At 73.6% G+C, this 11,641-nt stretch carries 10 protein-coding genes; 4 read left to right on the top strand and 6 right to left on the bottom strand.

The features are described 5' to 3' along the window. Positions 1–8: 8 nt before the first annotated feature. The 6 genes from IGS67_RS05580 to mtrA form a co-directional block, all read right to left on the bottom strand. Positions 9–1,265 (bottom strand): winged helix-turn-helix domain-containing protein, encoded by a 1,257-nt coding sequence (locus tag IGS67_RS05580; protein ID WP_192278654.1) that lies wholly within the window; start codon positions 1,263–1,265, stop codon positions 9–11. A 129-nt stretch (positions 1,266–1,394) separates the two neighbouring features. Continuing rightward, positions 1,395–2,027, bottom strand: a complete 633-nt coding sequence (hpf, locus tag IGS67_RS05575) for a ribosome hibernation-promoting factor, HPF/YfiA family (RefSeq protein ID WP_192278652.1) — start codon at positions 2,025–2,027, stop codon at positions 1,395–1,397. A gap of 217 nt (positions 2,028–2,244) precedes the next feature. After that, positions 2,245–2,952 (bottom strand): ComF family protein, encoded by a 708-nt coding sequence (locus tag IGS67_RS05570; protein WP_192278650.1) that lies wholly within the window; start codon positions 2,950–2,952, stop codon positions 2,245–2,247. A gap of 82 nt (positions 2,953–3,034) precedes the next feature. Continuing rightward, positions 3,035–4,903, bottom strand: coding sequence for an LpqB family beta-propeller domain-containing protein (locus IGS67_RS05565; protein ID WP_192278648.1), 1,869 nt, complete (start codon positions 4,901–4,903; stop codon positions 3,035–3,037). Continuing rightward, the gene (gene mtrB, locus IGS67_RS05560; protein WP_192278646.1) at positions 4,900–6,585 is read right to left on the bottom strand and encodes an MtrAB system histidine kinase MtrB; all 1,686 of its coding nucleotides are present in this window, start codon (positions 6,583–6,585) and stop codon (positions 4,900–4,902) included. The genes IGS67_RS05565 and mtrB overlap by 4 nt, the downstream gene beginning before the upstream one ends. Next, a complete protein-coding gene (gene mtrA / locus IGS67_RS05555) occupies positions 6,582–7,265 on the bottom strand; it encodes an MtrAB system response regulator MtrA (protein WP_192278644.1) in 684 nt (227 codons plus the stop codon). Before mtrA ends, mtrB begins: the two co-directional genes overlap by 4 nt. A gap of 139 nt (positions 7,266–7,404) precedes the next feature. Here mtrA and IGS67_RS05550 point away from each other — a divergent pair, with 139 nt between their 5' ends. The 4 genes from IGS67_RS05550 to IGS67_RS05535 all read left to right on the top strand — a co-directional run bounded on the left by IGS67_RS05550 (position 7,405) and on the right by IGS67_RS05535 (position 11,615). Continuing rightward, positions 7,405–8,667: a hypothetical protein gene (locus IGS67_RS05550; protein WP_192278643.1), complete on the top strand. Its 1,263-nt coding sequence runs from the start codon at positions 7,405–7,407 to the stop codon at positions 8,665–8,667. Position 8,668: 1 nt separating this feature from the next. Continuing rightward, positions 8,669–9,337, top strand: a complete 669-nt coding sequence (locus tag IGS67_RS05545; protein ID WP_328741658.1) for a DUF4129 domain-containing protein — start codon at positions 8,669–8,671, stop codon at positions 9,335–9,337. After that, positions 9,334–10,542, top strand: coding sequence for a DUF4350 domain-containing protein (locus IGS67_RS05540; protein WP_192278639.1), 1,209 nt, complete (start codon positions 9,334–9,336; stop codon positions 10,540–10,542). The genes IGS67_RS05545 and IGS67_RS05540 overlap by 4 nt, the downstream gene beginning before the upstream one ends. A gap of 89 nt (positions 10,543–10,631) precedes the next feature. Beyond that, positions 10,632–11,615 carry an AAA family ATPase gene (locus tag IGS67_RS05535; protein WP_328741815.1) on the top strand — a complete coding sequence of 328 codons (984 nt, stop codon included), beginning with the start codon at positions 10,632–10,634 and terminating at the stop codon, positions 11,613–11,615. The last annotated feature ends 26 nt before the right edge of the window (positions 11,616–11,641 follow it).

The raw sequence follows: 11,641 nt of genomic DNA, 5'->3' as shown, positions 1-11,641 counted from the left end.
CACCTGTGTCACGGCGCTACGCGCAGAGCGGACACGAGGTCGCCGCGCGCGTCCTCCGGGACGACGACGCGCTCCGCCCCGAGCCACGCCCCGAGCCGGGCGAGCTCCGCGTGCACGACACCGGGCAGGTCCGCCACCGGGCGTTCCCGGGTCCCCGGGGCGCGCCCCGGCTCGTGGAACGCCCCGAGGACCTCGACCGCCCCCGCACGGCGGTCGAGCCGCAGGTCGAGGCGCGCGACGAACCTGTCCCCCACGAGCAGCGGCAGCGCGTAGTACCCGAACGTGCGCCGCGCCGCAGGAGTGTAGATCTCGATGCGGTACGTGACCCCGAAGAGGGCCTCGAGCCGCGGTCGGAACCACACGAGCGGGTCGAACGGGCTCACGAGCGTCGACGCCCTCGCGCTCCCGGGCAGCGTCGCGTCCCGGTGGAGGTACGTCGGGGCGTCCCAGCCACGCACGGCCACGGGCCGCAGCGTGCCGTCTGCGACGAGCTCCGCGAACGCGGCGTCGACGAGAGGTCCGCGCAGCCGGAAGTAGTCGCGGAAGCACGCCGCGGTGCCGATGCCGTGCGCACGCGCACCGATCTCGAGGAGGCCACGCACGCACGTCGCGTCGTCTGGCTCCGCCGCGAGAACCTCGGCCGGCAGGACCCGCGACGGCAGGTCGTAGAGGCGCTCGAACGTCGGTGTCCGTCCCGCGACCGCGACCCCTCCGGTCGTGAGGAGCAGCTCGAGGCAGCGCTTGGCGACCGACCAGTTCCAGCCCCACTCGGTGCGCGCGCCCCGCGGGTGCTCGTCCTCGATCGCCGCCTGCACGCCGGCCGCCGTCACCGGGCCGAGCTCTCCGACGAGCTCGAGCACCCGCGCGACGACCTCCGGGTGCGTCCGCGCGACGGACGAGATGCCGCCCCACGCGTACTCCTCGGCCCGACGACGCCGGACCGCGAGCAACGGGTACGTGCCCACCGGCACGATCGAGGCCTCGTGCGCCCACGTCTCGACGAGCCGTCGCGGACCGCGGCCCGACGCCCGCTCGAGCGCAGCGACGTCGTACGCACCGTGACGCGAGTACGTCGGCACGAGATGGGCGCGCGCGAGCACCTGGATCGAGTCGATCTGCAGAAGACCCCGGCCCGCGACGGAACGCGCGAGCGCGGCGGGCCCGAGGCCGGGCGTCGCGACGACGCTCGGCCGGTTCAGGCCCTGCGCGCCGAGCGCGACACGACGGGCCTCGCCGAGGGAGAGCGTCTCGCGGGTGATCGCCATGCCCCGATCGAACCACGTGCCACCGACATCGCCGCAGCGGACACGTGGGTGTGCACAGCCCCCGCCCGACGAGGGTGAGGCCCCGGTCCGTGGGACCGGGGCCTCGCCGTCGTGCGGTCGTGCCGGGCGTCAGTCCGCGGTGACCTCGGACTCGGAGACGTCAAGCTCGATGACGCCATACGACCAGCCCCGACGGTTGTAGACCGCCGACGGACGACCGGTCGCCGAGTTGACGAAGAGGAAGAAGTCGTGACCGACGAGCTCCATCTCGTAGAGCGCGTCGTCGATCGTCATGGGACGGGCGGCGTGCACCTTTTGTCGGATGAGCACAGGAGAGTCGCCGAGCGTGGACTCCGAGACCTCGCCCGCGGCGAGCGGCGCGGCCGGAGCCTCCGGCTCGGCCGGCGGCTCCGCGGAGTACGGCCGGACGTCGACAGGCGGCGCCACCATGTTGCCGCGGTGGTCCTTGCGACGGTCACGCACCCTGCGAAGGCGCTCCATGAGCTTGGCACTCGCGAGGTCCAGCGCCGCGTAGCGGTCGTCCGCCGCGGCCTCTGCCCGCACGACGGGTCCCCTGTCCCGGACGGTGAGCTCGACCCGTTCCCGCACGTCGGCGAGCCTCGGGTTCTTCTCCTCCGTCACCTCGACCTCGATGCGCTGCGCACGCGGCGCGAGCTGCGAGACCTTGCTGAGCTTGTCCTCGACGTGTCGGCGGAAGCGCTCGGGCACCTCGGTGTGCCGGCCGACGATCGCGATCTCCATGTGAGCCTCCGTTGTGGGCTGGCGAGCGCTCCCTCCGGAACGCTCGCGGACTGTCGTCTGGGGGTGGGCCACCAGGGCCTCGAGGTCCGATCACCTCCTTGACGAGTCGTACGTCGCCCCACCGTCGTCCGGCGCCCGGGCACAGATGGTCCGGGGTGAGATCCAGGTGGGCTGGCTCACGACGAGCCTATCCCGTCCGCCGACGGGCTCGCAGCACCTAGGTCCCTGGCGTCGCCGCGAGGACGACCGCGCCGAGCACGCAGCGCCCCGCCGCGACGAGCGTGTCGTGCACCGCGGCGAGGGTCGCGCCCGTCGTGAGGACGTCGTCGACGACGACGACGGGCGTCGACGCGTCGCCAGCGCGGGCGACCAGCGCCCCCGCGAGGTTCCTGCCGCGTGCGTCGCGGCCGAGACCCGCCTGGTCCCGCACCCACGCCCGACGTCGCAGCGCGCCCTCGTCGCGCCGGGCGTCGACACCCCCGGCGCGCAGGCCCCGCACGAGACCTGCCGCGAGGACCTCGACGGGCACGCAGCCGCGGCGCAGCGTCGAACGCGGCGACGACGGCACGGGCACGACGGCGACAGGGCCGGACGTCGCGGCTCGCACGACGCGAGCGAGCGTGCACCCCGCACTGTCCATGACCTCCGCGAGCGCCGCGTCGACGTCCCGCCGTCCGCCGTCCTTCCAGGCGACGACGAGGCCGTGCACGGGTCCGCGCAGGGCCGCGAGCGCCCACACCGGCAGGGGCGGCAGCCCGTCCGTCCGGTCGAGCCGTGGCGCGCCCTGCTCGCAGCGGCGCGGTTCTCCGAGCAGCATGACGCACGAGAGGCACAGCACGACCCCCCGCGCGCCGCAGCCCGCGCACGCGAGCGGGACGACGAGGTCGCCGAGCCGCGCCAAGGGTCGCCACCGAGCCGGGTCCACCCCGAGATCCTCACGTACGACAGCAGCTGGGAGCGCCGGCCTGTGGATGCCCGGCACGGTTCTCCATGCTGGGGTCGGCCGGTCAGCCCGGGTACGTGAGCCTGCGCACGCCCGCGACCACCGGCGTCCAGTTCGTGCCCGTCGCGCCGCGGCCGAAGACCTCGCCGTCCGACGTCTCGACGTACACCGCGCGCCGGCCTCGGCCCGCCGTGAGCGCCACGGCGCCCTCGACGGTCGACATCGCCTCGCTCGTCCCTCCGACCGGGACGACGTGCGCCGCAAGATGCGCTCCCCCCGGCGGTGCGCCGAGGACGACGAGCGTCGACTCGTCGACCCAGTCGACGTCCGTCACGGTTGTGAGGGACGCGCCGCCGCTCACGGGCGTCGTGAGCCCCGTCGGCGTCCCGTCCTCGGCGCGCACGACGCCTGCGACGAAGACCCGCGCGGCCCCCGGCGCCCCGACGACGACCGCGACACGGGCGCCGTCGCGCGCGACACGCAGCGCCACGACGCTCGTGTCCTCGAGCCACGGGGCCTCGAACAGCAGCGGCTCGTCCGCGCCCGGCGTGAGGACCATGAGCGCCGGGCCGTGACCGCTGTCGGCGGTCCAGACACGTCCCGTCCGGTCGACCGACGGCACGACGAGGTTCTTACCCTCGACGAGCGGCGTCGGCGGCGCCCCGTCCGTCGCGAGCCGAAGGATCCGCGACGTGCCCTCCCGCGCGACGAGGACAGTGCCGTCGGCCGACGAGGCGAGGCCCGTGACGTCGACGCCCTCGAGCGGTGCCACGCCCTCGACGGGCGCAAGCTCCCGCCCCTCGAGCCGGACGAGGACCGAGTCCTCGGCCCTCAGCCCGACGGGCGGGCCTCCGGGCGACAGGTCGCGCTCGAGCTGCAGCGGTGACGCCCCCGTGAGCGACACCCCTCCCACCCTGAGGTCCACGCCTGCCACGCCGAGCGGTCGGAGGGTCGCGTCGATCTGTGCGGCGAGGAGCGACCGCTGCCGTTCGTCCGCCGCGAGGACCTGCTGGCTGAGGTCGACCGTCACCCGTCCGGTCTCGTCCGGCCGCACGCCCTCGACGGAGAGCGTCGTCCCCGGCGGGGCACCCGAGACGACGACGTCGCGCAGCAGCGTCGACGGCCCCGCGAGGAGCGAGGAGATCGCGTAGGACGCGTGGTTCTCACGCGGGAACCAGCGCACCTCGGGGACGAGGAACGCGAGGTCCGTCGTCGCGAAGTACACCGATGTCGCCTCGTAGGCCGCGCGGAAGTTCGGCTGCGAGACGAGCAGGCCGTCCGGGACGGCGGCGATCCGCCACTCGCCCTCCGCGGTCCGCTCGAGCTCGACCTGGACGTCCTGGACCGCCTCCGGGTCCGCCTCCGTGAGCCGGCCCGCCCCGTCGACGGACGCCGACACGCGGGCGTGCCCCGTGAGCGCGAGACGGGTCGCCGTCGCGACGTCGAACGTCGGCACGGGCGACGGCGCCTCCGTGACGCCCTGGGTACCGCTTCCGGTTCCTTCCCCGGTCGGGGCGCCGCTCGTGCGCGACGGGTCGTCCGTCGCGCCACCGTCGTCCTGCCCCTCGGCCGTGTTCGGGCTCGGGACCTCGCGCGGGTCGTCGAACGCAAGATCACCCGCATAGACGGTGATGCCGGTGCGGGGGTCCCACGCGTCGACGGCCGCGGGCGTGAGGAACGTCCGCGCGGTCTCGAAGCGGTCGACCGCGCCGGCGGCCTGCGCCGTGACGAACCCGCGGACGATCTGCTCGGGCGACGCGCCGGCGACCGGCCCGTCGATAATGAGGTAGATGGGGTCCTGCCCGTCGACCGTGTCGGCCGCGCCACGCGCGACCGGCCCAGCCGTCGGGAGCGACACGCACCCGGCCAGGGCCGCGGCTGCGAGCGCCGCCACCACCGCGGTGCGGGCACGCTGCCCTCTCGACGCCGTCATGACTCCTCCTCGTCGCCGTCGGTGAGCACGGGCACGGACGCGGCGCCGAAGCCGCCAGGGGCGCTGCTCGGGTCGTGGTGCTCGGGGTCCCGCGGCTCGGCGCTCTCGGGGACGAGCGGCACAGGCGACGTCACGAGCCGGATACCTGCGCGGCGCGGGAGCGTGAGCCGGAACGCGGCGCCCTCCCCTGGACGCCCCCAGGCCTCGAGCCAGCCGCCGTGGAGCCGCGCGTCCTCGAGAGAGATGGCGAGACCGAGGCCGGTCCCCCCGGTCGTGCGCGCCCGCGCCGGGTCGGCGCGCCAGAACCTGTCGAAGACGCGCGACGCAGCCTCCGCGGTCATCCCGACGCCGAAGTCACGGACGTGGACGGCGACGGCGTGCGCGTCCGACGCCACCGTCACCTCGACGGGGCCATCCTCGGCGTGCTCGATCGCGTTGACGAGCAGGTTCCGCACGATGCGCTCGAGACGCACCGGGTCGACGTCGGCCCGCGCTGGGGTGTCCTCGTAGTCGACCGAGAGGAAGACGCCCTTCGCCCCAGCGAGCACGACCGCGTTGTCGACGGCACGGTCGACGATGTCCCGCACGTCGCGGTGCTCCGCGTCGAGCGTCGCCGCACCCGCGTCGAAGCGAGAGATCTCGAGGAGGTCCGCGAGCAGCGACTCGAAGCGGTCGAGCTGGAGCGAGAGGAGCTCCGCGGAGCGCCGCACGACGGGATCGAACTCGTCCCGCGCACCGTTGATCATCTCGGCGGCCATGCGGATCGTCGTGAGCGGCGTGCGCAGCTCGTGCGAGACGTCGGAGACGAAGCGCTGCTGGACGGCGCTCAGCGCCTCCATCTGCTCGATCTGCCGCTGGAGGCTCGCGGCCATCTCGTTGAACGACCGACCGAGCGTCGCCATCTCGTCGCTGCCCCGCACGGCGAGACGCTCACCGAGGTGCCCCTCGGCGAGCCGCTCGGCACTGAGCGCCGCCCGCTGGACGGGGCGGACGACCTGCCGTGTCGAGACGTACGTGATGACGACGAGGATCGCGATGAGGGCCGCTGCTCCGACGAGCAGCACGCTCTGGATGAACCCGAGCGTGTCCTGCTCCGCGGCGAGCGAGTAGACGAAGTAGAGCTCGAACGGTCCCGCGAGCGGAACCTCCACGAGCGAACCAACGGCGATCCCGGGACCGGACCCGGCGGCGGTCGGGATCGCGACCGACTGCCACAGCTGCCCCTCGCCGCGGACGACAGCAGCGCGCAGCTCGTCGCTGATGAGCGGGATGAGCGACTGCGCGGTCGTGATGTCGACGATACTCGGCGCCACCTGGGCCGCCTCGGTGCGTAGGAGGACGACCTCACGTGAGCTCGTCCCGCTCGAGCGCAGCTTGGGCAGCATGTCGTTGAGCAGCAGCTGGACCTGCGTCGACGTCGCCGCCGTCGAGGTATCGAACGTCAGCTGGGCCTGCTGCGCTGTCCGCGCGGAGTCGAGGAGGACCTCCTCGAGCCGCTGGTCGAAGACGCCGTCACGGATGGATCCCGAGAGGTAGCCGCCGAGCACGAGGAGAAGCACGGTCCCGACGACGAGTGCCGTCGAGACGACCTTGACCTGGATCGAGCGTCGCCAGCGCTGCACGAACCTGCCGAGCGGACCGAGCCGCACGGGCGCCTCTGCGTCGACGGGCTCGGTGCTCATGCTCCCGAGGAGCCGGCGCGGTAACCGACGCCACGGACCGTCACGACGATCTCGGGCCGCTCGGGATCGTGCTCGATCTTCGAGCGGAGCCGCTGGACGTGGACGTTGACGAGACGGGTGTCCGCAGCGTGCCGGTAGCCCCAGACCTTCTCGAGGAGCACCTCGCGCGAGAACACCTGCCACGGCTTGCGCGCGAGCGCGACAAGCAGGTCGAACTCGAGGGGCGTGAGGGAGATCGCCGTGCCGTCGCGCAGGACCCGGTGCCCGGTGACGTCGATCTCGAGGTCGCCGATCGTCAGACGCTCGGCCTCGACCTCCTCGTTGCGGCGCAGCCGCGCGCGGATCCGCGCGATGAGCTCCTTGGGCTTGAACGGCTTGGAGACGTAGTCGTCCGCCCCGGCCTCGAGGCCCAGGACGACGTCGACCGTGTCGGTGCGCGCCGTGAGCATGATGATGGGGACGCCCGACTCGGCGCGGATGAGCCGACAGACCTCGTTGCCGTCCTTGCCCGGCAGCATGAGGTCGAGGAGCACGAGGTCGGGCTTGGCGGCACGGAATGCCGCAAGCGCACCGTCGCCGTCGGCGCAGAAGGACGGCTCGAAGCCCTCCGAGCGCAGCACGATGCCGATCATCTCCGCCAGTGCGGTGTCGTCGTCGACGACGAGGACGCGTTCCTTCATGGCGGCCAGTCTGCCATCTGGCGTGGTCACATGGCGCGGACCGGCCTGCACGGCGGGTGAGGTTCGTGGCACGATGGCGCGTGTCCGCGCGGTGAGAGATGCCGTCGGGCGCACCGACGGGGGCTGGGAGGTCGCACGGATGTCGAGCGGAGACGGTACGGGGTGGGGTCAGCCGAGCCCCGACGGGCACGACGGGACGCCGCGGCCGGAGCCTCGGTACGGCCAGTACGCGCCGACGCCACCGAAGCAGCCGCAGGATGAGCAGCCGCAGTACGGCCAGCCCCAGTACGGCCAGCCCCAGTACGGGCAACCCCAGTACGGCCAGCCCCAGTACGGGCAACCCCAGTACGGCCAGCCCCAGTACGGCCAGCCCCAGTACGGACAACCGCCCGCCGGTTACGGGCCGCCCCAAGGATTCGCGGGCCCGCCGCCCTCGTTGCGCCCCGGGATCATCCCGCTGCGTCCGCTCGGCCTCGGCGAGCTCTTCGACGGCGCCTTCGGTGCGATCCGCACGAACCCGCGCGTCATGGTCGGTCTCACGACACTCGTCGTCGCGATCACCGTCGCGCTCGGCGTCCTCGGTCAGCAGGCCATCACGAACCTCTTCCCGCAGATCTTCGGCACCGGCCTCGGCGAGTTCTTCGGCGAGGACCTCTCGGCCTCCGAGGTCGAGGAGATGCAGTCCGTCATGGCGCCGTTCGTCGCGACGATGCTCCTCACCCCGCTCATGTCGCTCGTCGTCACGCCCGTGATGACCGGCATGCTCACGGTCTCCGTCTCCCGCTCCGTGCTCGGCCACCGCGCGACGACGGGCGAGATCTGGGCGGCGACACGACCCGTCGTGTGGCGCCTCATCGGGTTCACGCTCCTGCTCGGCCTCGCGTCGAGCATCGTCGTCGCCCTCGGGATCGGGCTCGTCGTCGTGGTCGCGCTGCCGCTCGCGTCGAGCGTCGAGGGCGGGCTCGTCACGGTCCTCGTGGCGATCCTCGTCGCGCTCGGGCTCGTCGTCCTCTTCACGTGGTTCGCCGTCCGCACGATGCTCATCGCGCCGTGCATCGTCCTCGAGAAGCTCTCGATGGGCACGGCGATCGTCCGTGGATGGGGACTCACTCGCGGCGGGTTCTGGCGGCTCCTCGGCATCTACATCCTCGCCCAGATCGCCGTGAGCATCGTCGCGCAGATCCTCGTCGTCCCCATCGGCTTCCTCGTCGGGCTCCTCGGGGCGTTCCTCCCCCTCGACGCGGCGATGACCGGGGTGACGATGCTCTCGATGCTCATCACCTACGTCGTGACCATCACGTTCCTCGGCTCGCTCATCGCGCTGCTCTACATCGACGTCCGCATGCGTCGTGAGGGGCTCGATGTCGAGCTCGCCGCCGCAGCCGCACGCGAGACCCCCTGAGGTGCTTCCACGTCCGCGGCTCGCACTGAGCATCCCCGTCGACCCCGACGCGCCGACCGCGCGTCGGTGGCTCGAGGACGAGCTCGCGCGGCCGGAGTACCACGAGGGCCCCTCGCTCCTCGAGCGCTTCCTCACATGGATCACCGAGAAGATCGGCGCGCTGCTCGCCGCGGGAGGTGACGTCTCCCCCGCCCTCCTCGTCACGCTCGTCGCCCTCGTCGTCGCAGTCGTCGTCGCCGCGGTGTGGGTCGCCGGACCTGCCCGGTTGCGCGCCAAGCGCCTCGCACCCGGGGCGGTCGCCGCGGACGACGACGCACGCACCGCCGCGCAGATGCGCGCCGCGTCGCTCGACGCCGCCGCACGCGGTGATCTCGCGACCGCGGTCGTCGAACGGTTCCGCGCCGTCGTGCGCGCCGCCGAGGAGCGCGTCGTCCTCACCGAGCTCCCCGGGCGCACCGCGGACGAGGCTGCGAACGAGCTCAGTGCCGCGTTCCCCGCCTCGGCTGCGGGTGTGCGCGCCGCCGCCCGGCTCTTCGACGACACGCTCTACGGCGAACGTCCTGCCACGGCGCAGCACCTCGCGACGCTCGTCGCGCTCGACGAGGAGCTCGACGCGAGCCGGCCGCTGCCCTCGGCCGAGCGCGCCGCCGTCCCTGGGAGGCTCGCATGAGCGCCGACGTCGCACGCACCGACGACGCCGTCGGCGTCACGGGCGACGGGTCCGACGTGCGGTCGCGCGTCAGCGCACGCTGGCGGCGGTGGCGGTGGCCCCTCGGGGTCGTCGTCGTGCTCGTCGCCACGGTCCTCGCCCTCACCGTGCTCTCGCCGCGCCGCAGCTCCGTACCGCTCGACGTCGCGAACGTCGGCGACGACGGCGCCCGGGCCGTCGCCCAGGTCCTCGGCCGGCAGGGCGTCGACGTCGTGCAGACCACGAGCGCATCCGACGCCACGCGCAGGGCTCAGAGCGGCTCGACGCTCGCGGTCGTCGGGGACGGGCCGCTCGCCGACGAGGTGCTCGACGAGCTCGCACGCGCGCGCGCGGACCTCGTGCTCGTCGGCGCCGATGCCGACGCCGTCGCACGGCTCACGGAGGGCCGCGTCACGGCCGGCACCACCGGCACCGTGCCGGCTGTCCCGCTCGACGCGGGCTGCGTCGACCCCGACGCGGTCGCCGCAGGTCGGATCGCGGTGCTCGGCACGGCCTACGTCGTGGACGAGGGCGCCACAGGATGCTTCGTCGTGCCCGGCACGACGGCCGCAGCCGTCGTCTCCGTCGTCCTCGACGACGGTCGTCGCATCGACGTGCTCGGCTCGACCGATCTCGTGACGAACGGCACGGTGGCGCGCGAGGGCAACGCGGCGCTCGCCCTGCGCACCCTCGGACGGCACGCTGACCTCGTGTGGTTCCTGCCGCGCGCCATCGCGCCCGTGGTCGAGGGGGTCGGACCGCCGTCGCTGCTGGACCTCCTGCCCGACGAGGGTCGGTCGCTCGCTCTCCTCGGCGCTCTCGTCGCCCTCGCGGCGGTCCTGTGGCGCGGCCGCCGGCTCGGCCCAGTCGTCTCGGAGGAGCTCCCCGTCGAGGTCCGCGCTGTCGAGTCGACGTACGGTCGCGGCCGGCTCTACCGCCGTGCCTCGGCACGCGGGCACTCCGCCGCCGCGCTGCGCGCGGGCGCCGCCGACCGCATGGCCCGCAGGGTCGGCCTGCCTCGCTCGGCGGACGGCCCGACGCTCGTCGACGCCCTCGCGCGGGCGACCGGCCGCGACGCCCTGCCGATCACCCAGCTGCTCCACGGCCCCCCGCCCTCCGACGACGCGGCGTTCGCCGCCCTCATCCACCAGCTTGACCAGCTCGAGAGAGAGGTTGACCGCTCGTGACCGACGAGAACATCCCGACGCCGGACGCCGCCGTCCCCACCAGCGACGTCCCCGCGAACGACGTGCCCAGCGCGACCGCACCGGCACCGATCACGCCGGAGCCCCGAACCGCGTCGGGCGACGACGCCGCGCTCCGCGCGTCGCTCGCGGCCGTGCGCGCCGAGGTCGCCAAGGCCGTCGTGGGCCAGGACTCCGCCGTGACGTGCCTGCTCATCGCACTGCTGTGCCGCGGGCACGTGCTGCTCGAGGGTGTTCCCGGGGTCGCCAAGACGCTCCTCGTGCGCACGCTGTCGGCCTCGCTCTCGCTCGACACGGCGCGCGTGCAGTTCACGCCGGACCTCATGCCCGGCGACATCACGGGCTCCCTCGTCTACGACGCACGCACGGCCGAGTTCTCCTTCCGCGAGGGGCCCGTCTTCACGAACCTCCTGCTCGCGGACGAGATCAACCGCACGCCCCCGAAGACGCAGTCCTCGCTCCTCGAGGCCATGGAGGAGCGCCAGGTGTCGGTCGACGGCACGCCGCGCCCGCTACCGGACCCGTTCCTCGTCATCGCGACACAGAACCCCGTCGAGTACGAGGGCACGTACCCGCTGCCCGAGGCACAGCTCGACCGCTTCCTCCTCAAGGTCGTCCTGCCGCTCCCCGAGCGCGAGCAGGAGTTCGAGATCCTGCGGCGCCACGCGACCGGCTTCTCGCCGCGTGACCTCGCGGGCGCGGGGGTCCGCCCGGTCGCTGACGCAGCGACCCTCGAGGCTGCGCGCGACCATGTCGCACGCGTCCAGGTCGCGCCCGAGATCCTCACGTACATCGTCGACCTGTGTCGCGCGACACGCAGCTCGCCGTCGCTCTCGCTCGGCGTCTCGCCGCGTGGCGCGACGGCGCTCCTCGCGACGTCACGCGCGTGGGCGTGGCTCGCGGGCCGCGACTACGTGACGCCCGACGACGTCAAGGCGCTCGTCACCGCGACCCTGCGCCACCGCGTCCAGGTACGGCCCGAGGCCGAGCTCGAGGGCGTCACGGCCGAGTCGGTGCTCGCGACGGTCCTCGCGAGCGTGCCGGTTCCCCGATGACGCTCGCTCCTCACCACGGTGCCGGG

Source organism: Flavimobilis rhizosphaerae (genome assembly GCF_014852685.1).
Taxonomy (GTDB): domain Bacteria; phylum Actinomycetota; class Actinomycetes; order Actinomycetales; family Cellulomonadaceae; genus Flavimobilis; species Flavimobilis rhizosphaerae.
Note: the sequence above shows the minus strand (reverse complement) of the source record. Positions and strands in the feature narration are given on the sequence as shown.

What these genes read in the sequence shown, in the direction of transcription:
- mtrA (WP_192278644.1), bottom strand. Translation starts at nt 7,265, where the DNA reads ATGAAGGAACGCGTCCTCGTCGTCGACGACGACACCGCACTGGCGGAG.
- IGS67_RS05565 (WP_192278648.1), bottom strand. Translation starts at nt 4,903, where the DNA reads ATGACGGCGTCGAGAGGGCAGCGTGCCCGCACCGCGGTGGTGGCGGCG.
- IGS67_RS05540 (WP_192278639.1), top strand. Translation starts at nt 9,334, where the DNA reads ATGAGCGCCGACGTCGCACGCACCGACGACGCCGTCGGCGTCACGGGC.
- hpf (WP_192278652.1), bottom strand. Translation starts at nt 2,027, where the DNA reads ATGGAGATCGCGATCGTCGGCCGGCACACCGAGGTGCCCGAGCGCTTC.
- IGS67_RS05550 (WP_192278643.1), top strand. Translation starts at nt 7,405, where the DNA reads ATGTCGAGCGGAGACGGTACGGGGTGGGGTCAGCCGAGCCCCGACGGG.
- mtrB (WP_192278646.1), bottom strand. Translation starts at nt 6,585, where the DNA reads ATGAGCACCGAGCCCGTCGACGCAGAGGCGCCCGTGCGGCTCGGTCCG.
- IGS67_RS05580 (WP_192278654.1), bottom strand. Translation starts at nt 1,265, where the DNA reads ATGGCGATCACCCGCGAGACGCTCTCCCTCGGCGAGGCCCGTCGTGTC.